This is a genomic window from Halorubrum sp. F4 (assembly GCF_027257195.1).
GTDB lineage: Archaea > Halobacteriota > Halobacteria > Halobacteriales > Haloferacaceae > Halorubrum.
The window spans coordinates 1-25,194 of sequence record NZ_JAPDFS010000011.1 but is presented as its reverse complement, the minus strand read 5'-3'; the positions used below and the strand labels follow the sequence as shown (position 1 = coordinate 25,194).

The window sequence follows — 25,194 nt, the reverse complement described above, 5'->3', positions numbered from 1 at the left end:
TTTTCGAGGAGCGGTTCCCGAAGCGAACGCAGTGAGCGAGCGAACCCGACGTTCACGAGAGCTCCGCTCTCGTGCAGCCCATCAGAAATCTCCGATTTCTGCGGACGAAAAAAAGGTGGATATGCAGTCTACATCGACCGATCGATTCGGGCGACGATACGCCCGAATAACGGGATTTCAACGGGTCCTTCCGCCACGATTACGGCCTTCAGGCCGGCTCCCCGGTCGGAAGCTGCGACTCGGCGATCGCGAACGTGAGCGTGCTCAACACGCCGAGAAGCGTCCCGACCGCGAGCGCCATCGCCAGGTCCGCGAGCTCCAGCGAGGTGACGCCCGGAGCGGGCGGGAGGAAGAACCCCGACACCGCGTACAACACGACCGCGATGGCGACGACGTAGAACGGCGCGTTGAGGTACCGCCACCGGAAGCGGCCGGCGAGGTACTCGTCGGTGATCTGCCCGAGACTGGAGGTCACGCCCGCCACGGCGAGCCACTGGACGAACCCGTGAACGAACGCGGTGACGGTCGCGGTCACCGGGAGGCTCCCGTCGACGACGCCGCGGACCGCCTCGACCGTCTCGGTTCCCTGAACGCCGCCGACGAGGACCAACGCGATCGCGACGACGTACGTGATGAGCGTCACCCGCCCGGCGTAGAGCACGTTTCGGGCCGCGTCGGCCGCGCCGTCGACGGTGTCCTCCAACCCAAGCCCGCGGAACAGCGAGTAGAGGCCGACGCCGCCGGAGATGAGTCCGAGCACGGCCGCCCCCTCCACGTCGAAGAGGTTCGCGACCACGACGAGCGGGTAGATGAGGAGGAGGATTCCGAGCGGCACGAGGATGGTCCCGCGGGTCTCGGGGTCCGCGAGCACCTGTTTCATCGTGTAGTACAGCGACTCGAGGTCCTGTGCCTGCCGGACGACGACGCGGCGGACCCCGTCGATCCGCATCCGCGAGCGGATCACGGGGAGCACGGACTCGTCCTGTGCGCCGTCGGTGATCACGATCGCCGAGACGTCCTCGCCGGTCGACAGCTCCGCGAGCACGCGGTCGACCTCCGCGCCGACCGCGCGGTTGGCCTTGACGTCGGGGCCGTCGACGCCCGTGACGGCCGCGACCTCGACGGTCTCGCCCTCGGCGGCCAGCTCGTCGTGGACGGTCACGCCCTGGAACAGCACGTTCACGTCCGAGTCCTCCGGGTCGGCCGTCGCGAGCGCGACCGCGGCCTCGGTGACGTCGTCGTCGCCGATCACGGGCGTCGGGATCCCGGTCTTGCGGCCGAGGTCGTCGTCGAGGTCGACACAGAGGACGAGCAGCATTCAGCGATGGTATGCGAGGGGCCGGCATATGCTTTCGGCTCGTCCGGCGGACGTTCGGACGTGGATCGACGCACGGGCGGCGCCTTCGAGGCGATCCCTGCCCGCAAACGACCGACGAAGCGGTCCGATCACCGACGGCTCCTCGTTGCTAGCGCCGCCGCTCCGATGGCTCGTATGCGCCGTGACCGCACGACTGCGAGGCGTTTAACCCGATTCCGGCCGTGTATCCGATCGCGGACGGAGGCACACGTTTCCCCCTTATCCGGTCGTCGTCGGCCGACGACCGGCTCGTCGACTTCCCCTTCGTGTCTCGTGGATCCGGCGCACGCTCCACACGGTTTTGGTGGGTCGCTTCCAAGGACCGTCATGGATCGGGTTCGCATCGACGACGTGGAAAACGACGTACAGCCCGCCGCGGTGATGCGCAAGCTCACCGAACCGCTCGGGCTCACCGACGTGGCGATCAACTACTACGAGCTCGAACCCGGCGACAGCTTCGCGTTCGCGTACCACAGCCACGAGGTCCAGGAGGAGGTCTTCTGCATCCTCTCGGGAACGGCGACGTTCGAAACCGAGGCGGGTCCCGTCGAGGTCGGCGCGGGCGAGGTCGTCCGGTTCGGCCGTGAGGAGTTCCAGCGGGGCTGGAACTACGGCGACGAACGGGTCCGGGCGTTCGCGATCGGCGCGCCGCTGGAGTACGGGACCCAGCCGAAACTCCGATACTGTCCCGACTGCGACGCCGAGACCGAGGGCGAGCTGGAGCGGATCGAGGACCCCGAAGGGGAGGAGGTCGTCGTCGCACGGTGCGTCGAGTGCGACACCGAGACGGGCCGCTGGCATCGCGGGTCGATGGACGGCGAGGTTCCCTGATCGGCCGGGGTGGATCGGGCCGGGGCGGGGCGGGCCGGGGTGGGCCGCGACGGACCGCGACGGTTCACGTTCCGGCGACGGCCGACCGGGGACCGCGGGCCGCTACGCCGGGTCGTGTTCGATGCCGTTCAGCATTCGGCGGACGTTCTCGCCGTCCCCGAACGACGCCGGGAAGGCGGCCATCGGGACGACGTAGTCGTCGCCGGCCTCGACCGCCTCGCCGACGTGGAACTCGAGTTCGGTACTCACGCCCGTTCCCGCTATCTCGCCGTCGGCGGTGTACACGACCACGTCGGCGTCCGCGTCGAGAACGGTCGTGGTGTACTCGGAGCCCCGCTCGAGGGAGTCGACGTTCTCGTACCGGTCCGCGATCAGTTCGGCGCGCTCCTCGTCGTCGAGGTCCCCGACGGGGTTGACCGCCCGCCCGAGCACCTCGATCCGCGGCGTCGTGAGCGCCGCGAACACCGCCGCCTGGTAGCGCTCGCCGAGCACCTCGACGGCCTTGTCGTACTCCGCGACGCGGTTGACCACCCGGACCTCCCGGGTCGTCCCGGCCACCTCGACCTCCCGGGAGACCTCGCGGTCGGAGACCTCGTTGAGCTCGTACCCGCTCTCCGAGAGCGTCGCGTCGGCCACCGTCGCGGTGCCGGCCTCGAACTCGGCCGGGTCCCCGGTCGCGACGTCGAGCGCGGTACAGCCCGCGACCCCGGCGACCCCGAGCGCTCCTCCGGCGGCGAGCGCTCGTCGTCGAGTGATCGAAGCATCCGTGTTCCGCCGGGCATCGCCTCGCGTCTCCTCGTCGTTCGACGGTCGATCCATGCCTCCCGTTCGCCGGGGCGGGGGTACATACTTTGTGTCTGCGACCGTGTCGGCCTTCGCGACCCCGACCCCCCGTGAGAACGGCTCTCCCGGGCGTGCGGACTCCGGACGCTTTTTGAGGCCGCGGGCGGTACGGGACCGTAGATGATCTCCAAGGGCTGTGAACAGTGCGCCAAGGGCGGGAAGATGGTGCTCTTCGTCTACGGCTACTGCGACCAGCGGGACTGTTTCTACTGCCCCCTCGGGGAGAACCGGAAGAACGTCACCGACGTGTACGCCAACGAGCGGAAGGTGGAGTCCGACGAGGACGTGATCGAGGAGGCCAAACGCATGAGCGCGCTCGGCACCTCGATCACGGGCGGGGAGCCACAGGAGGCGATGGCGAAGACGACTCGGTACCTCGAACTGCTCAAAGACGAGTTCGGCGAGGACCACCACACCCACCTCTACACGGGGATCCCCGGCGGCCGAGAGAACATGCGTCGGCTCAGCGAGGCCGGCCTCGACGAGATCCGGTTCCATCCGCCCCTGGAGCTGTGGGGCGACATGCACGGCACCGAGTGGGAGGAGATCCTGTATATCGCCCGCGAGGAGGGGCTCACGCCCGCCTTCGAGATCCCCGGCATCCGCGCGGAGCCGGAGTTCCTGGAGTTCCTCGACGAGGGCGCGGCGGAGTTCTGTAACGTCAACGAGTTCGAGATGAGCGACGGCAACTACCGGCGGATGCAGGAGGAGGGCTTCGAGCTCCAGGAGGGCCACATGTCCGCCGTCGAGGGCTCGAAGGACGCCTCGATCGTCGAGGAGATGGCCTCCCACGAGAAGGTGTACTTCTGTACGTCGGTGTTTAAAGACGCCGCCCAGCACCGTAACCGCCTCAAGCGGATGGCCCGGAACGTCCGCCGCGAGTTCGACGAGGTCACGGACGACGGCACGCTCGTCTACGGTAAGGCGTTCGCCGACCCCGAGCGGTTCGAGGCGCTCGGCGTCCCCGATGAGTTCTACACCGTCAAGACGAACCACGTCGAGGTCGCCTGGTGGCTCCTCGAGGAGATGATCGAGGACGGCGACCTCACGGAGGGCGAGATCGTCGAGCAGTACCCGACCGTGAACGGGACCGTCGTCGAGCGGACTCCGGTCGCGTAGGGCGTCGTCGGCCGGCCGCCCGTTCATCCCGCCGATGCAACCGCCACCCGCCTCGCGCGGGATTTTTATCGTCGCGTTCACAACGCGTGAGCGATGCCCTCCGCCCTCCCCGATGACCCCAGCCTCCGGCGTCGCGTGCTGGTCGCGACCGCGCTGGTCGCCGTCCTCCCGTTCGCGTTCATCTACACGTTCGTGTTCGTGACGAACGCGATCCTGATCCCGCTCCTGGAGTCGCAGGGAAGCGGTCCCTACCACGGTCGGGTGTACGTCGACCCGCTGTTCGCGGTCGTCGTCGTCGCCGGCGGGCTGGCGCTCCAGGCGTGGAAGGGCCCCGACGTCGTGCTCGGCAGCGTCGGGGCCCGTCGCGTCGCCGCCGACGAGTACCCCGACCTCCACGCGCGCGTCACCCGGCTGGCGCAGGCCGCGGACGTCGACCCGCCGGACGTCGCGGTCGCCCACAACGACGCGCCGAACGCGATGGCGGTCCAGGGCTCCCGCGGCGCGGCGGTCGTCGTCACCACCGGCCTGCTCGAGACGCTCGACGAGCGGGAGCTCGAGGGAGTCCTCGCCCACGAGGTCTCACACGTCGCCAACGACGACGCCACCGTGATGACCGTGGCGTGGCTGTTGCCGACGGTCACCTACTACCTCGCGGTCGCGACCGCGTACGTCCTCTACGGGATGGTCCGCGCGTTCGGACGGGGTAGCGGCTCGCGGAACCGTGGCGACGGCGCGGCGAAGGCGCTCCTCGTGTTGGTCGTCACTGCCCTCGTCACGCTGGCGGTCTCGGCGACGTTCTGGGCGGCCAGCGTGCTCGTCCATCGCGTGCTCTCGCGGTACCGCGAGTACGCCGCCGACCGTGGCGCGGCGGCGATCACGGGGGATCCGACCGCGCTCGCGAGCGCGCTTCGAACGCTCGACGAGGGAATGGAGTCGGTCCCCGACCGCGACCTCCGGTCGCTCGACGGCGGCGCGGAGGCGCTGTACGTCGCGCCCCTCGAGGGACGGGCGTTCACCGACGCGGAGCTGGTGTCGACGGACGTCTTCCCCGCGACGCACCCCCCGACGACCGCCCGGATCGACCGGCTCCGCGCAATGGCCGGGGAGCTCGAATGAACCGCCGACGGCTGATCGCCGCGCTCGCGACGGGGTCGACCGCGGCGCTCGCCGGCTGCGGGTACGCCTACGGCGGCGGCGACGTTCGACGGACCGCCTTCGCGGGCGGGACGAGCGTCTTCATGGCCGGGTGGAGCGCCCACGCGACGACCGATGATCGGTTGGTGTTCGCCGAGTCCGGAGACTCGCCGTTCGAGGGCGAGCGGACCGCCGTCGACGTGGTCGACCGCGACGCCGAGGTGCGATGGTCGTTCCGACACGGGGAGCGGAGCGTCGGGATGGCTCCCGGTCCGTCGGCGGAACGGGTGTACCTCCGTGAACTCGGCGGCGTCGCAGCGGTCGCTCCGGGTGACGGCACGGAGGACACGGGAGGGACGGGCGACGGGGGCGAGACCGACGACGCCGACGGAACGGACGACTCGGGACGGATGGACGGCATGGAGAGCGGTCCGTCTCCGCAGCCCGACGCGCCCGAGTGGCGGGCGTCGCTCGCCGACGTGACCGCGGAGCCGGTGGACGGGGACGGATCCGACGAGGGCGATCCGGAACCCGACGGACCGGAGACCGGAAAGCCGATCGCGGCCGACGCTCGCGGCGCGTACGTCGCGGTCGACGCCGAAGTGGTCGCGATCCGGGAAGGGGGCGTGGCGTGGACCGTCGACCCGTCGGAGTCGGTCGGTCCGTCGGAGCCCGTCGAGGCTCTGTGGGGCGGCGGTTCGGACGGTCCCGACGGGGTCGTCGCCGCCGCGGGCGACGGGGTCGTCGCGCTCGCGCCTGACGGATCCGTCCGGTGGCGGTACGGGGCCGAAACTCGCCCGACCCTGACGGTCGACGGCGACCTGGTCCTGTGCCGCGACGGCGACGCGGTCGTCGCGCTCTCCCGTCCGAACGGCGAGGAGGCGTGGCGGACCGAGGTCGGCGGCGGGGGCTTCCCGCCGCGGGTGACGGGTGACCGCGTCGCCGTCGCGAATCGGGGGCAGGTCCGTGTTCTCGACCGGAGCTCCGGCGAGCCGCTGTGGCGTATTTCGGAGATCCCCCCTCGGGACCGGTACCGATCCCTCGTGGTCGACGGGAGTCGAGTGTACTACGTCGACCGGGACGGCGAGGCGGTCGCGGTCGACGCCGACGGCCGGGTCTGGACGCGGGAGCTGGAGCTCTCCGGTGGAGCGGTCGTCGACGGTTGGATCGACGACGAGGCGGTGGGGTTCGCGTTCGACTCCGGCGAGTTCGTGTGGCTCCAGCGGCACGACGAGGACCCCGGCCTGCTGTAGGGACCGATCGAGGGATCGTTGCCGCCCCACGCCGATCGTCGTCCCACCACGCTTTTCGCGTCCGGGCGTCTACCCCGACGCGATGAACGCCGTCACGCTCGGTCCCGCCGGCACGTACTCACACCGTGCGGCGCGGGCCGTCGCCGCCGAGGTGTCGTTCCGCGAGTCGGTCACCGCCATCGTCGACGCCGTCGCGAGCGGCGAGTTCGAACGCGGGGTCGTCCCCATCGAGAACAGCATCGAGGGGTCGGTCTCCGAGAGCCTCGACGCGCTCGCCGACCACGAGGTCGCGGTCACCCGCGAGGTCGTCACCCCCATCCGGCACGCGCTGCTCGCGCAGTCGTCGGAGTTCGAACTGGTCGCCAGCCACTCGCAGGCGCTCGCGCAGTGTCGCAACTGGCTCGAGGCGAACCACCCGTCGGCCGGGCTGGAGGCGGTCGCCTCGACCGCCCGCGGGGTCGAGCGCGCCCGGGAGGACGCCCGTATCGCCGGGATCGGTCACCCGGACAACGCCGGCGACGACCTCGAGATACTCGCCGCGGACATCCAGGACCGGACCTCGAACGCGACCCGGTTCCTCGTCGTCGGTCCCACGAGCGCCCGCACGGACGCCGGCGGGAAGACGACCCTCATCGTCTACCCGAACGCCAACTACCCCGGACTCCTCCTCGAACTGCTGGAGGCGTTCGCCGACCGCAACCTCAACCTCTCGCGGATCGAGTCGCGCCCGAGCGGCGAGCGGCTCGGCGACTACCTCTTCCACTTCGACGTCGAGGCCGGCCTCTACGAGGACCACATGGCGAAGGCGGTCGAGGACGTCGAGGCCATCGCCGACAACGGTTGGGTGCGGGTGTTGGGGTCGTACGACACCCAGCACGTGCTGGAGTAGGTCCTTCCGGCAGCTCTCCTGTGTTTCGTTCTACTTCAACCGATAGCTCGTCCCGTCCGGCCCGTCCTCGATATCGACGCCGACCTCGCCGAGCGCGTCCCGCAGTTCGTCCGCACGCTCGTAGTTGCCGGCCTCGCGTTCGGCCTCGCGGACGTCCAGGACGAGTTCCACCACGTCGCCGGCGAGGTCGACGTCGCCGTCGGTCGTCGACTCGAACTGGAGGCCCAACACGTCGCCGCCGAGTTCCTCGAACGCCTCGACGGCCTCCCGGAGTCCGCGGTAGTCGTACGGCGGCTCCGCGTCGACGTGGCGGTTCACGGCGTCGGTGAGCTCCAGGAGGGCCGCGGTCGCCTCCCGGAGGTTGAGGTCGTCGTTCATCGCCGTCTCGAACTCCTCACGGGTCGACGCGACCGCCTGGCGCAGGTCCTCGTCGACCGTCTTCGCGCGGGCGTCGACCGAGTCGAGCGCGTCGACCGCGCGTTCGTGAGCGCGCGCGAGCCGGTCCCAGCGTTCCTCGGCCTCCGCGATCGTCTCCTCGGTGAGCGCCTGCTCGGAGCGGTAGGCGGCCCCGGCGTAGAACGTCCGGACGACGTTGACGCCGAGCTCGTCGAGGGCGTCGGGGACGGTCCAGAAGTTGCCGATCGAGGAGGACATCTTCTCCCCCTCCATCTCCAGCAGGCCGACGTGGAGCCAGTGGCGGGCGAACTCCTCGCCGGTCGCCGCCGTCGACTGTGCGATCTCGTTCTCGTGATGCGGGAAGACGAGGTCACGCCCGCCCATGTGGACGTCGAGGGTGTCGCCGAGATGCGTCGTCGACATCGCGGAGCACTCCACGTGCCAGCCGGGCCGCCCCTCGCCCCACGGCGACTTCCACGTCTCGCCCGACGGCGTGGCGTCGCCGTGGTCGTGTTTGGCGTGCTCGCGGGCGGCCGCCTCGCTCACGCCGTCGGCCTTCCAGAGCGCGAAGTCGGCGGGGTTGCGCTTCTCGCTCCGCTCGTCGGGCTCGCCCTGCGCCTCCAGCTCCGAGAGGTCCTGGTTCGAGAGCGCGCCGTAGTCGTCGAAGGTCGTGACGTCGAAGTAGACGGAGCCGTTCGCCTCGTAGGCGTAGCCCCTCTCGACCAGCGTCTCGACGAGGTCGACGATCTCCGGGACGTGCTCGGTGACGCGGGGATACACCTCCGCGCGGAGCAGGTTCAGCCCGCGCATCGACTCGAAGGTGCTCGCCGTGAACGCCTCGGCCACGTCGCGCTCCTCGTCCCACCCGTCTCGCTCGCCCACGCGAGCCGTGATCTTCTCGTTGACGTCGGTGACGTTCTCGACGTGGCGCACGTCGTAGCCGAGGTACTCGAGCCACCGGTGGAGCACGTCGGCGTGGAACCACAGCCGGGCGTGTCCGAGGTGGGGGTCGTCCGACACCGTCAGCCCACAGACGTACAGCGTGACGTCGCCGTCGGCCGTGAACTCGACGCGCTCGTCTTCCAGGGTGTCGGTAACGACGAGACTCATTACGCGCCGATACCCGCGGGGAGGCTTTGAAATCGTCGGATCGTCGGGACGGGGAGAGGAAGGAGGGGACCGACCCGACCGGAGACTACAACCGGCTCCTGAGCCTTCCGACGGGTTATGCCGGCGGGGTCGGAAGACCGGTACACACATGACTCGCGTCACGAGCCACGCCGAGGTGCCGGCCGGGGAGGAAACGCCGCCGTCGACCGAAACGGAGGAGATCGACGCTCTCCGGACCGCCACGGTCGACCTCCCCGACGGCCGAGAGCTCGCCTATTCAGTCTGCGGTCCCGAGGACGGCTCCCCCGTCGTCGTCCACCACGGAACCCCCGGATCCCGGCTGTTCGCGGCGCTGCTCGCCGATGACGCCGTCGAGGCGGACGTCCGACTGATCACCCCGGACCGACCGGGATACGGGTGCTCGTCGCCGCCGCCGGACGGTTGGACGTGGGGTGACTGGCCCGCGGACCTGACGAGGGTGCTCGATGCGGAGTCGATCGATCGAGCCGGGCTGTGCGGGTTCTCGGGCGGCGGCCCGTTCGCGATCGCGGCCGCCGAGAGCGATCGGGCGACCCGGTTGGCGCTCTCGAGCGCCGTCGTCCCGCCCGCGGACGACGGACTCGCCCGGCTCGCGCGGATCCCCTACGCGCTCCGCCTCCTCTTCCCCCTCTTCCGCGCGTTCGCGTCGGTGTCGGGGCCGGAGAGTGTCGTGAGCCAGTACACCGATCGGTCCGTGTCGCCGGCGGTCGCGCGGGCGGTGGCCGCGGACTTCCACGAGGCGCTCGCCGGCGGGACGAACGATGGCGGAGCACGTGGCGCCATCGGCGGCGCGAGCGCGGTCGAACACGAGAGCCGGTCGTTCGCGACCGAGTCGGTCGACCCCGACCGTCTCGACCTTCCGGTTCGCGCGTGGCACGGCATCCGCGACGACAACGCCCCGGCGGCACCCGTCAGGGAGTTCGTGGACGACTGCGGGGGAACGCTGACGACCGCCGACGCCGACCATCTCGGGACGCTGCTCGACCACGGTTCCGACGTGCTCCGGTGGCTCGCGACCGAGTAGGCGGTACCGGGTTACGGGATCACGAGGTCACCGATCGGACCCGATGTCGGTCCGCGAGGCCACCGCGTACCCCGCCTCGCGGACCGCCTCGACGACGCGCTCCATGTGGGCGGGGCCGTTCGTCTCCACCTCGAAGACGAGGTCGGCGTCGCCGACCGGGAGGTCCGGGCGACTCCGCTCGTGGCGGACGGTGCGGATGTTCGCGCGTTCCCCGCCGATCAGCGTCGCGATCTCGCCCATCTTTCCGGGCGTGTCGTCGATGCGGACGGTGAGCTCGACGAGCTGGTGGCGCTCGACCAGCGCGTGGGTCAACACCTCCTGAAGCGACGTGATGTCGATGTTCCCGCCACAGAGCAGCGGCACGACCGTCTCGCCGGCCAGCTCGAGCTCGTCGACGATCCGGTCGTCGAGGAGGGCGGCCGCGGCGGTCGCGCCCGCGCCCTCGACCATCTGTTTGGCGCGCTCCAAGAGGAGGAGGATCGCGGCGGCCACGTCGTCGTCGCTGACGACGACCACGCCGTCGAGGTGTTCCTCGAGGAGGCCGAAGGTGAGGTCGCTCATCCCGCCGGTGGCGATCCCGTCCGCGATCGTGTCCGGCTCCTCGCGCGTGACCAACTCGCCGGCCGCGAGGCTCTCCGAGAGCGTTGAGGCGCCCTCGGTCTGGACGCCGATCACCCGTACGTCGGGCGCGCGGGCCTTCACCGCGGTCGCGACTCCGCCCGCCAGCCCGCCGCCGCCGACGGGGACGAGCACGGTGTCGACGTCGGAAGCCTGTTCGAGCACCTCCATCCCGATGGTGCCCTGCCCGGCGACGACGTCCGGGTCGTCGAAGGCGTGGACGAACCGCGTCGCCGGGTCGTCGACGAGCGTCCGCGCGTGGTCCATCGCCTCGGCGAAGACTGCTCCCTCCAGGACCACGTCCGCGCCGTACGACCGGGTGGCCTCGATCTTCGCGCCCGGGGCCGACTCCGGCATCACGATCGTGGAATCGAGGCCCGCCGCAGTCGCCGCGAGGGCGACCCCCTGGGCGTGGTTGCCCGCGCTCGCGGCGACGACCCGGTCGACCGATGGCTCCGCCTCGACGAGCCGCGAGATCGCGTTGTACGCGCCGCGAGGCTTGAACGACCCGGTACGCTGGAGGTGTTCCATCTTCAGCCGCACCTCCGCGCCGCACCGCTCGGAGAGCGACCGGCTCCGCTGGACGGGGGTTCGTTGGACGATGTCGGCATCGGCGAACCGCGCCGCCGCGGCCTCGACGTCGTCGACCGTGACTCGGGACATGACGAGCGAATCTACGCCCCGGAACGAAAAGGACCCGGTTGCGGAACCGGGTTCCCTCGTGGTGGCGCGTGCCTCCGAGCGGCCGGCAGGCCGCGAGGAGCCCGCGCGAGGTCGCCGGCGCGGAGCGCCGGCTGCTCGGAAATCTTCGATTTCCGGTGGAGGGCGAGGCGACCCGCCAGCGATCCCGGCGGGTCGCCGAGACCGAGTCTGGGGAGGCGTGAGGTGCGGGGCGGTTCGAGGCCGTGAGATTCGGGACGGGGCTGGAACAGTCGCGAGCGAATCGAGCTCTCGAGACCGGGGCTTTGGAGGTGTTCTCGACAGCCACGGCTCATTCCACCGTCTCGACCGGACCCGGATCACTCGTCATCGGCGCTCGGGATCGCCTCCAGCGCGCCCTCGACGACCCGAAGCGCCGTCGCGCCGTCGCGCCGGTCCACGACCGCGACGAGCGCGTCGCCGGCGACGCCCGCGGCCGCGACCGCGACGTCCGCCGCGTCGAGCCGGGAGAGCGCGGCCGAAAGCGCCGCGGCGTCGACCTCGCCGGTCGCGAGCAGCGCCGTGTGTGAACCACTCGGAACGACCGCCGCGCCGGCGACCCGAAGGAGCGGGTCGTCGTCGGGATCGCTGCCCGTCGCCGACTCGTCATCGTTCACCACCCCCACGCCGCTCCGCATCGTGACGCTCGCGGCCCGCTCGTCGGTCGCGTAGGGGGGGAGGTCCTCCCGGAACCGCCGGAGCGCGGTCGCAACCGCGTCGGTGTCGCCGTCGAGACCGCTCTCGGCGGCGAGCCACGCGGCGGCCGCGCTGTAGTTCAGGACCCCGGCGCGGAGCGCGTCGAGGAGGAAGGGTCGCTCCCGGACCGCCTCGCGGGTGTCGGCTGCCAGCGACATGCCCGCCCCTGTGTGTGCGGTCGGCATGGCGGTTTCGGTTGTGTTGGCGGTGTCGGTCGTACCCACTCGCCGGTTGCGGTTTCGCGGGACGCGATCGCTCGCCTGTCCTCGTCGACGCCTCGACGCGTTCCCGTCTCCCCACGGTCTCCGAAGTCCCTAAGAACGGCGCGCCCCGAGGTCGGGTATGCAGTCGCTCGTCATCGTCGCGCACGGCTCCCATCTCAACCCGGAATCGAGCGCGCCGACGTACGCACACGCCGACACGATCCGCGCGTCCGGCGCGTTCGACGAGGTGAGGACCGGCTTCTGGAAGGAGGAACCCCACTTCCGCGAGGTGCTCCGCACCGTCGAGGGCGACGAGGTCTACGTCGTCCCGCTGTTCGTCTCCGAGGGCTACTTCACCGAACAGGTGATCCCGCGCGAGCTCCGGCTCGAGGGGTGGGACGTCTCCGAGTGGGGCTCCGACGGCCTCTCCGCGGACCAGGCCACCCTCGTCGCCGAGGACGTCGATCGGGAGGTCCACTACTGCGGCCCCGTGGGAACCCACCGCGCGATGACCGACGTGATCGAACGGCGCGCGGAGTCGGTCACCGGCGACCCCGACGTGGGCGAGGGGTTCGGGCTCGCCGTCGTCGGCCACGGCACCGAGCGCAACGAGAACTCGGCGAAGGCGATCGAGTACCACGCCGACCGGATCCGCGAGCGCGACCGCTTCGAGGAGGTGAAGGCGCTCTACATGGACGAGGACCCGGAGGTCGACGACCTACCCGAGCACTTCGAGAGCGACGACGTGGTCCTCGTCCCGCTCTTCATCGCCGACGGCTACCACACGCAGGAGGACATCCCCGAGGACGTCGGACTCTGTGAGGACCACACGGAGGGGTACGACGTGCCGGAGACGGTCGCGGGCACCCGGATCTGGTACGCGGGCGCGGTCGGGACCGAGCCGCTCATGGCCGACGTGATCTTAGAGCGCGCGGCCGACGCGGGCGCGGCCCTCGGTACCGCCCTCGACGACGTGCGCGAGACGACCCGCGTCGCCACGGGGGACTGACCGTGAGCGACCCGGCCCCCGCCGCCGCCGACGCGGACCGCCAAACTGCCGAGACGGTCGACGACGAGCCCGCAGTCCCCGATATCGACCTCCCGAGCGACGCGTTCGACGCGGTGCTCGACGCGCTCGGCGACCTCGATCCTAACGACCGACTCCGGTTCGAGGGGTTCGCGGTCGGGCGTGATCCCGACGCCGAGGACATCGAGGACGCCGCCGCCTACGTCCTCGAGCCCGGCGGCGACGACCCCCGGACGGGCCTGAGCGAGCGCGACCTCCACGCGGCGCTCGAGGAACGCGCCCCCCAGGTCACCGACTGGTACGCCTTCGAGCGCGTCGTCGGGGAGTTCGGTCCCCGACGAGCGTTCCTGCGGTGGATCGAGGACGCCGACGGCGCGACGGTGGCGACCCGGTACGCCGCGCTCGCCGAGGGCATCGAGCGCGCCTGGGGCCAGTTGCGCGTCATCGCGACCGTCACCGACCGCGGCGAGCGACGATACGAGGTGCGCCACGTCGATGACGCGGGCGTCACCCGCGAGGAGTTGGCCGCCCACGACGACCCGCTCGACGCGCGCGAGATCGTCAAACTCGACGAGAAGGGGCGGTACCGGCCGCTGAAGACCGCGCCGACGCTGCGGCGTGGATGGGTGTTTCCCGAGTTGAGTCCGCGGGACGCCTACGAACTCGTCGAGACCGTCTATCCGGCGACGGTCGCCAACTGGCACCGCGAGCGGGAGGGCGAACTCGACGTGAACCACTGGCGCGAGACGATGGCGCGACAGTCGGGGATCTACGGCGTGATCCGGACGTGGGACCGCGGCGAGGGCCACGAGCACGTGAACTGGGTGGCGGAGGCGTGCTGTGACGACTCGCAGTGTCTGAAACGCCGGGAGTGGGAGTACGACGACGGGACCGATCTCGACGTCGACGGCGGCGACGGCGTCTTCCCCTGCCGGGAGCCCTGTTCCGTCGTCGTCAGCGCCGCGCGAAAGTGGACCCGACTGGAGAGCGAGCAGCCCCGCACGTACGAGTTCGAGCTGACGCCGAGCGAGAAGGAACAGCTCGAGGCGATCGTCGACGCGGTCGCCGACGGCCGGATCGACGAGATCCGCGAGGCGGACACGAAGGAGGGCGCGAACCGCTACCGCGCCCGGTTCCTCCGCGCCAAGCTGTTCGACGAGGAGGGGAACCTCGGCGGCGTGCCGACCGATCCGACCGACCCGGACGACCCAACCGACCCGGACGACGGCGAGTAGTGGCGGGTTCCGGGGATCGACGAACGCCCACGGGGTCGCCGCGGCGATCTCACATGAAGTCCGCGATGCCCGACTGTTTGTTGGTGTCGTCCTCGAAGATCGACTCCAGGGCGTCCTCGAGCACGTACAGCCGCTGTTTGGTGTAGGGTCGGCAGCCGAACCGCTCGGCGACCTCGATGGCGGTGTCGACGTACTTGCTCACGGAGCCCTGGTGGACGGTGAGGTTCACCCGGCCGCCGCACTCCCGACAGTCGCCCGACAGCGGCATCCGGCGGTACTTCTCGCCGCAGTCGAGACAGCGCGTCTCCTGGCGCGAGAAGGCACGCAGGTTCCCGATGATGTCGGGCAGGAAGTGGTACTCGATGACGCGCTCCGCGACGTCCGTCTCGTCGACCGCGCGGAGCTTCCGGGCGAGTTCCAGCTGGGCGTCCATCTTCTCCATCATGTCGCCGAGCGTCTTGTACGCCGAGAGGTCCGGCCCCATCGCGATGTCCGTCGTGTCGTGGGTGTGGTCGAACCCGCGGTACTCGTCGTCGGTGCCGAGCGTGTCCTCGCCGAGCTTGATCCGATCCTCGACTGCCTCGGGATCGGCCATCTCGCGGGTCGCTTCGTAGAACTCCAGCGGATACCGCCGCACGATGTCCATGTTGTGCGCCTCGTCGTCGATCTCCGACGGGTCGATCCGCGAGGACATCACGAGCGGCGCGTCCATTTTTCCACCTCGCTGGTCGGGCAAGAACGTCTTGGAGAAGTTGAGCAGCCCGTCCATGAGGAGCATGACGCAATCCTCGTCGCCGTCACAGTTCCGCCGCTTCGCGGCGTGAAAGTACGGGTGAGCATAACCCACCGCGGCCGACGTGAACCCTATCACCCTCCCGACGGTCGCCGCGCTCGTGTGCGGGGCCATCCCGAAGACGAGCTCGCCGACGAGGTCGTCGCGCTCGTTCACCTCGTAGAAGCGAGGCAGGTCGTAGAACTGCTCGAGGAGGTCGTCGACGAAGTCGGCGGTCCGCAGCATGTGTTCGGCCGCTCCATCCGAGAGCACCACGTCCTGTACCTTCAACTCGACCAGCTGGTCGTCGTGGCGGAGCGGGTCGCCGTCGATGTCGGTCTCGTACCCCAGCTCCCGGAAGTGGTCCGCGGTGACGTCGAGTTCCTCCGGGCGGACCGACGTGACCGGGAGGTCGGTCATGTCGTACCGGACCGTGCCGTCCTTGAACGAGGTGACGCCGTTCTTCGCGCGGAGGACACCCTTCTCGATGGCCTCGGGCGTCTTGTTCGTCGAGGTGAGCCCCTGGACGCCCTTGAGGATCTCGAAGGCCGACTCCCGTTCGCCGACGACCGAAAGCGCCGAGCGGTAGGCGTCGTTGAGGTCGACCTCCCGGTAGGTGGCCGCGGTCACCTCCCACTCACAGCGCGGACACTCGACGCGGCCCGCCTCGTCGGGCTCACAGACGGTTCCACAGTCGCCGCACTCGTAGTGGGGCTCGGTGTGGGTGCCGCAGTCGGGACACGCCGATCGATAGGTGTGGGTGCCGCAGTCGGGACACGCCCGATCGGCGACCTCGAGTTCGTGGTGGCCGCGCCGCCCGCGGTCGTCCATCGTCCCCGCGGCCTTCGCCACGTCGCGTTGCGGGCCGCCGGCCTCGTTGATGGGGAAGAGCGTGTGGACCGCCGGCGAGAGGTCGCGACTCTCCGACTTCTCCGGGCGACCCATCCGGTTGCCGATCCGGACCGGCGCGCGCTCGCGGACCTCGAAGGGTGCGACCGCTTCCACGGCTCTCACCGCGTTGTCGCCGCCGTCCCACTCGCGAGCGGCCGCCGGGAGATCCTCCCACTCCTTCCGCAGGCCGTCGTCGATCCCCAGCGAACGCGCCAGCGGTCGCCACGTCGGGATCCGGAGCGCGTCGGGCGTGGCGGCGTGCTCGACGAGCAGCGTCTCGAGCGTGCGCGCGACCGAGTCGGTGTGCTCGATCGCCAGCACGCCCTCGACGACCTCGCCGTCGTCGACCGCGTCCGCGAGCGCCTCGAACGCCTCGACGCTCACGTCGTGCCAGAGGTAGGTGTACTCGGGGTGGAGCGGGCAGTCGTACGCCTCCGCCCACCCGAGCGCCTCGTCGACGCTCGGGTGTTCGAGGTCGACGTTGGGGTCGTCGTCGAGCGCCTGCACGTCCGCGCCCGCCGCCTCGAACTCCTGGACCCACCACTCGTAGACGTACGACGCCGGCACGAGCGGATGGTTGTTCTCGACGAACTCCCCGTAGTTGACGAGGTACTCGCCCAGATCGAGGATCTCCTCCACGCCGTTGCGGACCGCGAGCGCCTCCTCGGGGTCGTCGATCCGCCGGACCTCGCCGTTCGCGAGCCTCACCGTCGGCCCCTCGATGGAGTCGACGGGGACGACCCCCGCGGCCTTGCCCGGACGCTCGGTCTTGATCTGCGTCCCGGTCGCGAGGAAGTCGTCCACGAGGTGCATCGTCGCCGGGTGGACGCCCGCGGTCGCGAACCCGTGGTTCCGCGCGCGGCCGTAGCGGAGCCGGAACCCCCCGTCCTCGGAGGGGTGCGTGAACACCGGGCGCCCGGCGATCAGGTCCCGAAGGAACTTCTGGGACGGTTTCGGACGGGGCGGTCCGGCGGGACCGGTGTCGTCGGCGCTGTCGCCGCCCTCGTCTCCGCTCGCTTCGCCGCCGACCGCTCCGTCGTTGCCGTCGGTCCCTCCGTCGTTTTTTCCGTCGCTCGCGTCGTCATCGTCACCGTCGGCATCGTCCTTCCCGATCGTCCCGTCGATGAGGTCCTGTAGCCACGGCCAGTCGACCTCGTCGAGGTCGCGGGTGTACCGCTGGATCTTCGGGGCCTTCAGGGCGATCCCCTCCGCGGCGACGAGACACATCCCGCCGCGCGCGGAGTTGGTGTCGACCCGTTCGAGGTCCCGGAACCCCGAGACCTCCTCGTCGCCGGTCGCCTCCCCGTCGAGCATGATGGGGATGTTCTCCGCGATGAATTTCGACTCCTCGTCCTTCGGCGTGTACTGGAGTCCGGTCTCGCGGTCGTACAGCGCGATCTCCTCGGCGTACCGCTCGACCTCCTCGGTTCGCGCGTGATACTCGTCGATCCCCAAAAGGGCCCGCGCGTAGTCGGCGACCAGCACCGACAGCGCCTGTGCGGTTCCGCCGGCCGACCGGATCGGGCCCGCGTAGTAGACGTTGATGAACTCGGTGCCGTCGTCGTTCTCCAGCAGTTCGACGCGGTCGATCCCCTCGATCGGCGCGGCGACGACGCCCTCGGTGAGGAGCGCCACGGCGGTCCGAACCGCCCCCTCGATCTTGCCGGCACGGGAGTCGTACTCGCCGACGGTTCCCTCGACGAAGTCGGTGACGAGTTCGAGGGCTGCCTCCTCGCGGGACATCTCGCCCTCCAGCTCGCGGACGCGTTCGGCGACGCCGTCGATCCCGAGGATGTTCTCGACGCGGTCGGCCATGTCGCGGGCGACCGGGATCTCGATCTCCGGCTCGGGGTCCTTGCCCTGTTCCTTCGCGGTCTCCGCGACCTCGAACGCCTCGTCGAGCCGATCCTCGAGCCGCGCGAAGTAGCGCTCGTCGTCCGGTCTCATCGCCGCCGGGTCAGAGCCATAGGTCGAGGTCGGTGACCGGGTCGTGTGTGCGTTCGAGCGGCTCCGCGAACGCCCGAAGGTGACACTCGCCCGCCCAGACGGTCGCCGAGTCGAGGTGCCCCGCGAGCGCCTGTCCGCTCGGTCGCGACACCACCGCGTGCGTATGCGCGAAGACGTCGTCCTCGAGTAGCGAGACGTTGCCGACGCAGGCGGCGACCTCCAGCGGTTCGTCGAACGTCACCGACCGATACTCCGTCTCCTCCTGGTCGTAGAACCAGACCTCCGCGTCCTGGACGGCACCGAGCGCCGAGAACCACCCGGCGTCGACGTCCTCCTCGCGGGCGAGGTCCTCGATCTCCTCGCGCCAGTCGGCCCCCGTCTCGAACCGTGCGACGTACTCCGCCGTCGGCTCGACTTCGCGGTACTGCATAGGAAGCGATGACGGCCCGGGGGGCAAAAACCCTTCAGTCGTCGAACCGACCGGGATCGGTTTTTCATATCGCGGTATGATATTTATCAGCGCGTGGCGGACGTCCTCATCGTCGAACGATCGATCCCGGAAAACGCGGTCGCTATCGGCTATCGAGCGGGAAAACGCGAGAAGAGAGGATCGAACGGGGAGACGGCGTCAGAAGGGGGCCTGCGGCCCTTCGTCGTCGTCGCCGTCGGTCGTCTCACCGGGGAAGGAGGGGGACATGCCGCTGCCGCCGGTCCCGCCGAGGTCGCCGTCGGCACCCGCGCCCATTCCGGTGTCGGCGTGGACCGTCTCGATCTCGGGGATCTCCTTGACCATACGGGACTTGATCGCCTGGATCGTCATCGGCGAGATGCCGCAGCCGGAACACGCGCCGCCGAGTTGGATCTGGACCTCGCCGGTCTCGCGGTCGAGGTGGCTGATCGCGGCGCTGCCGCCGTGCATCTGGATCTGCGGGAAGTTGCGCCGCAGGAAGTTCGTGATCCGCTCGCGAAGGTCGTTCTCCGCGTCGCTCGTATCCGTGCTCATGTCCTCGAGTTGGCGGTCGGTCGGCTTATGCCTTTGGTTCGGGCGGATCTCCTGTCATTCGGGCGCGTCGACGCCGAGCGTCCGGTACAGTTCCGTCTCGATCCGGTCGACGTACTCCTCGAGGGTCGCCTCGAACTTCTCGTCGTCGACGAGAACGCCCTGAAGCCGCTCTCGGGGGTTTTCCGGCAGTTCGACGCGGAACTCCCCGTCCTCGTACATCGGCTCCGATTCGTTGAGCACCATCTGGTCGATCCCGTGGATCAGCTCGGAATCGTAGCGCTCGTTCATCTGGTTGAACGCGTTCTTGTACGCCCGTTGGAGCTCGGGGAAGTAGTGGGCGTACTTGTCCTCGAACTTCTCGGGATCGAACTCGTCGGCCATGTCGGGAGCCAAGGTCCGCCGGGGAAAAAGCCGGTCGATCCACGAGACGCGTGTCAAAACCGACGTACCGACCTCGAACGGCCGCGAAACCGCTTCCGAGACGATCTTACCGTAACGAAGACGTTCGTCACATCCGGGCGGTAAATCATATATCACGATATAAAATACGATGCGGCGGGCGATTCACGACAGCGTTTATGGTCCCGTGTAGCGACGCCGACGTATGACGGAGACGGTCTGTTACGACTGCGGACGGACGTATCCGCCCGATCGAGTCCGATGTCGATGCGGGGAGCCGACGTGGTTCGACGTCGACGTGGACGGGTTCGAGTGGCCGACCGAAGGCGACCGGACCGGTGTTCGACGATACGCGGACGTGCTCCCGGTCGACCCCGTTGCCGGCCTGAGCGACGCGTCCGGCGGAACGCCGCTCGTCCGGGCGGATCGACTCGACGAGTACGCCGGATGTCGGCTGTTCGTGAAGGACGAGGGGCAAAACCCGACTGGAAGCTTCAAGGATCGCGGGAGCGCGGTCGGCGTGGCGTGGGCCGCACGGGCGGGACACGAGTGGGTCGGAACCGTCTCGCACGGGAACATGGCGATGAGCATGGCAGCTCACGCGGCCGATCGCGACCTGGGTTGTGTCGTCCTCGTTCCCTCACGGATCCCTGCGGACCGGCTCGGGCTCATCGCGCAGTACGATCCCGAAGTGTTGCGGGTCGAAGGGAACTACGGACGGCTCTACTACGACACGCTAGACGTCGAGACGGAACCGGCGGTGACGTTCGTCAACTCCGATGCGCCGACTCGCGTGGCCGGACAGAAGACCGTCGCGTTCGAGATCTGCGAGGCGTTCGCGCCCGAGACCCCGGACGCGATCGTCCTCCCAGTGAGCAGCGGCGGCCACGCGAGCGCCGTGTGGAAGGCGCTCGGGGAGCTCGTCGACGCCGGTGCGATCGCGCGGACGCCACGGATATACCTCGCGCAGGCCGAGGCGGTCGCTCCGATCGCGCGGGCGTTCCGTCGCGGCGAGGAGACGGTCGCCGACGTCGACCCCGCCGAGACCGTCGCGTTCTCCATCTCGAACGGCTCGCCGCCGAGCGGGAACCGGGCGCTCGCGGCGGCCCGGCGGACGGGCGGCGGGGTGCGGTCGGTTTCGGAGGACGCGATCCTGGAGGCGACCGAGCGGTTCGCGACCCGCGCCGGACTCTGCGTCGAGCCGGCGTGTGCGACGACGCTGGCCGCGATCCGGGACCTCACCGAGGCGGGCGAGATCGACGCGGACGAACGCGTCGTCGCGATCGCGACGGGGACCGGGTTCAAGGAGTCGACCGGGATACGCGACGGGAACGATCCCGTCGACGTCACGCTGGATCGACTGGAGGAGGAACTCGCGGCCGCGATCGACCGCGAATAGACCGGCGACCTCCGGGTTCCGTCAGCGGTTCAGCGTGTGGATCGCCTGTCCCTGCGCGTTCTCGGCGGCCTCCATGACCGCCTCCGAGAGCGTGGGATGGGTGTGGACCGTCGCGGCGACGTCCTCGAGGGTCGCGCCGAGTTCGATCGCGAGCCCGACCTCCGCGATCAGCTCCGAGGCCTCCGGGCCGACGACCTGTGCGCCGAGCACGAACCCCTCGTCCGCGTCGGCGACGATCCGAACGAAGCCGTCCGTGTGGCCGGTGGTCATGGCACGACCGGAGGCGCGAAACGGCATCTCGCCGACCGCGACGTCGAAGCCGGCCTCTGCGGCGTCGGCCTCCGTCATCCCGACCGTCCCGATCTCGGGATCGGTGAAGACGGCGGCGGGGATCGCCTGCTGGTCGAGGGCGGCCGGCTCGCCGGCGATCGTCTCGGCGGCGACGATCCCCTCCTTCGAGGCCGCGTGTGCGAGCATCGGCTCGCCGGAGACGTCGCCGACGGCGTGGACGTGATCGACCGCGCTCCGGGTTCGGTCGTCGGTCTCGATGAATCCACGTTCCGTCGTCTCGACGCCCGCGTTCTCGAGGTCGAGCCCGCCGGTGACGGGCTCGCGGCCGACCGCGACGAGGACCCTATCGGCCGGGTAGCTCGACTCCTCGCCCGCCTCCGTCTCCGTGTGCACGAGGTGGCCGCCGTCGCCGGCCTCCGACCAGCCGGCGGCGCCCTCGCCGAAGCGGAACTCGATCCCCAGCTCCTCCGCGCGGTCCCGGACGACGCGTTTCACGTCGTCCTCGTAGGGATCGAGGATATCCTCGAGCATCTCGACGACCGTGACCTCGGCGTCGAGCTTCGCGTAGACGGTGGCCAACTCCATCCCGATGTAGCCGCCGCCGACGACGACGAGGCGGTCCGGAACGCTCTCGGCCGCGAGCGCGGCCTCGGAGCTCCAGACGTGGTCCTCGGCGAAGTCGAACCCGGGGATCTCGACCGGACGGGACCCGGTGGCGACGATCGCGTGTTCGAACTCGATCGACTCGGAGCCCTGGCCGTCGCCGCCGTGGGCGACGCGGACCGTGTGGTCGTCGACGAAGCGTGCGGTCCCCTCGATCAGGTTCACGCCGTTGGCCTTACACAGCTTCTCGACGCCGCCCGTGAGCCGGTCGACGACGCCCCGTTTCCACTCCATCATGCGCGAGAGGTCGACGGCGGGGTCGGCGTGGATCCCCATGTCCTCGGCGGTGCCCGCCTCGTGGGCGAGCCCGCTCGCCGTGATGAGCGCCTTCGAGGGGATACAGCCGCGGTTGAGACACGCCCCGCCGTAGGCGTCCTTCTCGACCAGCGTCGTGTCCAACCCCTTCTGTGCGGCGCGGATCGCGGCGACGTAGCCGCCCGGCCCCGCGCCGATCACCAGTACCTCCGTTCCAGTCGAGATGTCTCCGACCACCATCACTCGTTCAACAGTAACAGCGGGTCTTCAAGATGGTCCATCACGACGTTCGCGAACCGGGCGGCGACCGCCCCGTCGACGACCCGGTGGTCGATCGACAGCGACAGCGGCAGCGTCGACGCGGGGACGACCTCGTGGCTCGCGTCGTCGCCGAGGAACCCGTCCTCGCCGGACCGCTCGCGCACGACGGGGCGTTTTTCGATGGCGCCGAGTCCCAGAACGGCGGTCTCAGGGTAGTTGATGATCGGCGTCGCGTACTCGCCGCCGATCGCGCCGAAGTTGGTGAGCGTGAACGTGCCGCCGCGCAGCTCCGCCGGCGTGATCGACCGGTCACGCGCCCGTTCCGCGAGATCGCTCACCTCGGCTGCCAGCTCGAAGAGTCCCTTCTCGTCGACGTTCTCGATCACGGGAACCATCAGCCCCGCGTCGGTCGCGACCGCGACGCCGAAGTGGTACTCCTCCTTCAGGACGATCTCCTCCTCCTCCTCGCGGAGCTCGCTGTTGAGGATCGGGTACTCCCGCAGCCCGGCGAGGACGGCCTTCATCACGAACGGCAGGTAGGTGAGCGTGACACCCGCCTCGGTCGCCTTCGGCTTCAATCGTTCGCGGGCGGCGACGAGGTCGTCGACCTCGGCGGTGTCGTGGTGGGTGACGTGCGGGGCCGTGAACTTCGATCGCTCCATGCGCTCCCCGATCGTCCGACGGACGCCGCGGTACGGGATCGTCTCCGCGGCCGTCCCGTCGGCGTCCCCTGCGGCGTCGCCGTCGACGCTCCCCGCCTCCGAGCCGTCCGCGACGTCGGCGTCGGCCGACACCGTGTCCGCGGTCGACGTCGGCGCGTCGGTCGCCGGATCGGCGGGCGTCGGATCGGTCTCGACGCCGACGTCGCTCCCGCCCACGCCGCTCTCGGTACCGGTCGCGGCGTCGGTGCCGGCCTTGACGCCGGTACTGGCTTCCACGTAGGCCCGTACGTGGTCCTCGTGGACGAACGCCTCGCCCTCGCGCGTCTCGTCGGTGGGAACCTCGTCGACGTCGACGCCGAGTTCACGGGCGAACTTCCGAGTCGCCGGCGTCGCGAGCGTCCGATCGCGGTCGGCGGGTTCGGGACCGGACGTCGACGCCCGGCCGTCGGATCCCGCGCCCGAATCGCGCTTTTTGACGGCCGATCGTCGCTCGTCGGACCCGACGTCGACCGGTCTCGGACCGGACGAGTTCCCGTCGTCGGCGTCGACCGCGCCGTTCCCGGACCCCGTCGTCTCCGCGTGCTCGCGCACGTCGCGCTCCGACACCCGACCGCCCGGACCGCTGCCGGCGACGGCCCCGAGGTCGACGCCGAGTTCGCGCGCGAGCCGGCGGACCGACGGCGGGGCGAAGGCGCGTTTCGTCGTCGAGTCGGCCGCCCCGGAGTCGACTTCATCGGCGTCTTTCACGACCGGTTCCCCGTCGGGTCCGTCAGCCTCGTCGGCGTCGATCGACTTCTCATCCCCGTCGACGCGGAAGGAGATGATGACGTCGCCGACGGGGACGACCTCGCCCTCCGCGACGAACAGCTCCTCGACGACGCCGTCGTAGCTGGAGGGCACCTCGACGAGCGCCTTGTCGGTCTCCACCTCGGCGACGGGCTGGTCCTCCTCGACGCGGTCGCCGGGCTCGACGAGCCACGCGACCAGTTCGCCCTCGGCGACCCCCTCGCCGACGTCCGGGAGCCGAAACTCCTCGACGGTCATGGCTCGTACTCCGCGGCCGCCCTGATCCCCTCCTCGATGCGCGTCGCGCTCGGGAGGTAGTAGTCCTCGAGCGCGTACAGCGGGTACGGCACGTCGAACCCCGTGACCCGTTCGATCGGGGCCTCCTGGTAGAGGAGCGCCTCCTCCTGGAGGATCGCTGTGATCTCGCCGGCGAGCCCGCCCGTCTTGGGTGCCTCGTGGACGACCGCCGCGCGACCGGTGTGCTCGAAGGCGTCGACGATCGCCTCCCGGTCGAGCGGCGAGATCGTCCGGAGGTCGAGCACCTCGCACTCGATCCCCTCCTCGGCGAGCGTCTCGGCCGCCTCGAGGGTGGGTCGAGTCATCGCGCCGTAGGTGAACACGGCGACGTCGTCGCCCTCGCGTCTGGTCGCCGCCTCGCCGATCGGGACGGTGTACGGCTCCTCGGGGACCTCCTCGCGGAACGCGCGGTAGATCAGCTTCGGTTCGAGGAAGATCACCGGGTCCGGATCGCGGATCGACGCCGCGAGCAACCCCTTCGTGTCCCGCGGCGTCGACGGGATCACTACCTTCAACCCGGCCTCGTGCGCGTAGAACGCCTCCTTCGACTCCGAGTGGTGTTCGGGCGCACGGATCCCCCCGCCGTAGGGGGCACGCAGGGTCATCGGGAGCGTGAACCGCCCCCGCGACCGCGCCCGGAACCGGGCCATGTGCGAGACGATCTGGTCGTAGCCGGGGTACATGAACCCGGAGAACTGGATCTCCGGAACCGGCCGCATTCCCATCGCGGCCATCCCGACCGCACAGCCGACGATGGCGGACTCCGCGAGCGGCGTGTCGACGACGCGGTCGCCGCCGAACTCGTCGAACAGGCCCTCGGTCGCCCGGAAGACGCCACCGTTCCTGCCGACGTCCTGTCCCATCACGACGACGTCCTCGTCCTCGCGAAGCTCGGTGTGAAGCCCGTCCCGGACCGCCTGTACCAGCGTGAGGTTTTGCGTGTCGCTCATTTATTCACCCAGAAACGCCGCGTCGCCGGCCTTCTCACGGAGCGCCTCGACCTCCGCGTACTGCGCTTCGAGCTCCGGCGGGAGCTCGGCGTAGGCGTGCTCGAACAGCGTCCGTGGATCCGGTCTGGGCACCGACTCCGCCGCC

22 protein-coding genes and 1 pseudogene are annotated in these 25,194 nt (G+C 70.1%); 10 read left to right on the top strand and 13 right to left on the bottom strand.

Annotated elements, in window-relative coordinates; genetic code table 11:
• Positions 1–208: 208 nt before the first annotated feature.
• Complete coding sequence (locus tag OKW78_RS14960) at positions 209–1,318, bottom strand: DUF373 family protein (RefSeq protein WP_281195864.1); 1,110 nt, start codon at positions 1,316–1,318, stop codon at positions 209–211.
• A 366-nt stretch (positions 1,319–1,684) separates the two neighbouring features.
• On the opposite strand from OKW78_RS14960, the gene OKW78_RS14955 reads away from it, so the two are divergent.
• Positions 1,685–2,188: a cupin domain-containing protein gene (locus tag OKW78_RS14955; protein ID WP_281195863.1), complete on the top strand. Its 504-nt coding sequence runs from the start codon at positions 1,685–1,687 to the stop codon at positions 2,186–2,188.
• Between the two features lie 102 nt (positions 2,189–2,290).
• Here OKW78_RS14955 and OKW78_RS14950 read toward each other — a convergent pair whose 3' ends face one another.
• Positions 2,291–3,007, bottom strand: a complete 717-nt coding sequence (locus OKW78_RS14950) for a DUF6517 family protein (RefSeq protein WP_281195862.1) — start codon at positions 3,005–3,007, stop codon at positions 2,291–2,293.
• A 144-nt stretch (positions 3,008–3,151) separates the two neighbouring features.
• On the opposite strand from OKW78_RS14950, the gene OKW78_RS14945 reads away from it, so the two are divergent.
• The 4 genes from OKW78_RS14945 to pheA all read left to right on the top strand — a co-directional run bounded on the left by OKW78_RS14945 (position 3,152) and on the right by pheA (position 7,426).
• Positions 3,152–4,150: a radical SAM protein gene (locus OKW78_RS14945; RefSeq protein ID WP_281195861.1), complete on the top strand. Its 999-nt coding sequence runs from the start codon at positions 3,152–3,154 to the stop codon at positions 4,148–4,150.
• 93 nt (positions 4,151–4,243) lie between these two features.
• Positions 4,244–5,266, top strand: coding sequence for a M48 family metalloprotease (locus tag OKW78_RS14940; RefSeq protein ID WP_281195860.1), 1,023 nt, complete (start codon positions 4,244–4,246; stop codon positions 5,264–5,266).
• A complete protein-coding gene (locus OKW78_RS14935; RefSeq protein ID WP_281195859.1) occupies positions 5,263–6,537 on the top strand; it encodes a PQQ-binding-like beta-propeller repeat protein in 1,275 nt (424 codons plus the stop codon). The genes OKW78_RS14940 and OKW78_RS14935 overlap by 4 nt, the downstream gene beginning before the upstream one ends.
• 82 nt (positions 6,538–6,619) lie before the next feature.
• A complete protein-coding gene (gene pheA / locus OKW78_RS14930) occupies positions 6,620–7,426 on the top strand; it encodes a prephenate dehydratase (RefSeq protein ID WP_122105434.1) in 807 nt (268 codons plus the stop codon).
• Positions 7,427–7,456: 30 nt separating this feature from the next.
• Here pheA and cysS read toward each other — a convergent pair whose 3' ends face one another.
• Entirely contained in the window at positions 7,457–8,932 is a 1,476-nt protein-coding gene (gene cysS, locus OKW78_RS14925) for a cysteine--tRNA ligase (RefSeq protein WP_281195858.1), read from the bottom strand.
• A 148-nt stretch (positions 8,933–9,080) separates the two neighbouring features.
• Between cysS and OKW78_RS14920 the strand changes: the two genes are divergently transcribed.
• A complete protein-coding gene (locus tag OKW78_RS14920; protein ID WP_281195857.1) occupies positions 9,081–9,995 on the top strand; it encodes an alpha/beta fold hydrolase in 915 nt (304 codons plus the stop codon).
• A gap of 27 nt (positions 9,996–10,022) precedes the next feature.
• Here the strand turns inward: OKW78_RS14920 and ilvA are convergent, their stop codons facing one another.
• On the bottom strand, positions 10,023–11,276 hold the full coding sequence (gene ilvA / locus OKW78_RS14915; RefSeq protein WP_281195856.1) for a threonine ammonia-lyase: 1,254 nt from the start codon (positions 11,274–11,276) through the stop codon (positions 10,023–10,025).
• A 68-nt stretch (positions 11,277–11,344) separates the two neighbouring features.
• Between ilvA and OKW78_RS14910 the strand changes: the two genes are divergently transcribed.
• Positions 11,345–11,497, top strand: coding sequence for a hypothetical protein (locus OKW78_RS14910; RefSeq protein WP_281195855.1), 153 nt, complete (start codon positions 11,345–11,347; stop codon positions 11,495–11,497).
• Between the two features lie 135 nt (positions 11,498–11,632).
• Here OKW78_RS14910 and OKW78_RS14905 read toward each other — a convergent pair whose 3' ends face one another.
• Positions 11,633–12,166 (bottom strand): hypothetical protein, encoded by a 534-nt coding sequence (locus tag OKW78_RS14905; RefSeq protein ID WP_281195854.1) that lies wholly within the window; start codon positions 12,164–12,166, stop codon positions 11,633–11,635.
• Between the two features lie 184 nt (positions 12,167–12,350).
• Here OKW78_RS14905 and OKW78_RS14900 point away from each other — a divergent pair, with 184 nt between their 5' ends.
• Positions 12,351–13,220, top strand: coding sequence for a CbiX/SirB N-terminal domain-containing protein (locus OKW78_RS14900; protein WP_281195853.1), 870 nt, complete (start codon positions 12,351–12,353; stop codon positions 13,218–13,220).
• 83 nt (positions 13,221–13,303) lie between these two features.
• Positions 13,304–14,473 (top strand): DR2241 family protein, encoded by a 1,170-nt coding sequence (locus tag OKW78_RS14895; protein ID WP_281195865.1) that lies wholly within the window; start codon positions 13,304–13,306, stop codon positions 14,471–14,473.
• Positions 14,474–14,522: 49 nt separating this feature from the next.
• Here the strand turns inward: OKW78_RS14895 and OKW78_RS14890 are convergent, their stop codons facing one another.
• The 4 genes from OKW78_RS14890 to OKW78_RS14875 all read right to left on the bottom strand — a co-directional run bounded on the left by OKW78_RS14890 (position 14,523) and on the right by OKW78_RS14875 (position 19,467).
• Positions 14,523–18,083 (bottom strand): DNA polymerase II large subunit, encoded by a 3,561-nt coding sequence (locus OKW78_RS14890; protein ID WP_281195852.1) that lies wholly within the window; start codon positions 18,081–18,083, stop codon positions 14,523–14,525.
• 10 nt (positions 18,084–18,093) lie between these two features.
• Complete coding sequence (locus OKW78_RS14885) at positions 18,094–18,513, bottom strand: PPC domain-containing DNA-binding protein (RefSeq protein WP_281195851.1); 420 nt, start codon at positions 18,511–18,513, stop codon at positions 18,094–18,096.
• Between the two features lie 198 nt (positions 18,514–18,711).
• The gene (locus OKW78_RS14880; RefSeq protein ID WP_281195850.1) at positions 18,712–19,086 is read right to left on the bottom strand and encodes a NifU family protein; all 375 of its coding nucleotides are present in this window, start codon (positions 19,084–19,086) and stop codon (positions 18,712–18,714) included.
• A gap of 54 nt (positions 19,087–19,140) precedes the next feature.
• Positions 19,141–19,467, bottom strand: a complete 327-nt coding sequence (locus tag OKW78_RS14875) for a DUF5783 family protein (protein WP_281195849.1) — start codon at positions 19,465–19,467, stop codon at positions 19,141–19,143.
• Between the two features lie 223 nt (positions 19,468–19,690).
• Here OKW78_RS14875 and thrC point away from each other — a divergent pair, with 223 nt between their 5' ends.
• A complete protein-coding gene (thrC, locus tag OKW78_RS14870) occupies positions 19,691–20,884 on the top strand; it encodes a threonine synthase (protein WP_281195848.1) in 1,194 nt (397 codons plus the stop codon).
• Positions 20,885–20,905: 21 nt separating this feature from the next.
• Here the strand turns inward: thrC and lpdA are convergent, their stop codons facing one another.
• The 4 genes and pseudogenes from lpdA to OKW78_RS14850 form a co-directional block, all read right to left on the bottom strand.
• The gene (gene lpdA, locus OKW78_RS14865; RefSeq protein ID WP_281195847.1) at positions 20,906–22,333 is read right to left on the bottom strand and encodes a dihydrolipoyl dehydrogenase; all 1,428 of its coding nucleotides are present in this window, start codon (positions 22,331–22,333) and stop codon (positions 20,906–20,908) included.
• Positions 22,333–24,060: a 2-oxo acid dehydrogenase subunit E2 gene (locus OKW78_RS14860; RefSeq protein ID WP_281195846.1), complete on the bottom strand. Its 1,728-nt coding sequence runs from the start codon at positions 24,058–24,060 to the stop codon at positions 22,333–22,335. The genes lpdA and OKW78_RS14860 overlap by 1 nt, the downstream gene beginning before the upstream one ends.
• On the bottom strand, positions 24,057–25,049 hold the full coding sequence (locus OKW78_RS14855; protein ID WP_281195845.1) for an alpha-ketoacid dehydrogenase subunit beta: 993 nt from the start codon (positions 25,047–25,049) through the stop codon (positions 24,057–24,059). The genes OKW78_RS14860 and OKW78_RS14855 overlap by 4 nt, the downstream gene beginning before the upstream one ends.
• A pseudogene (locus OKW78_RS14850) lies at positions 25,050–25,194 on the bottom strand (pyruvate dehydrogenase (acetyl-transferring) E1 component subunit alpha); the annotation flags it as partial.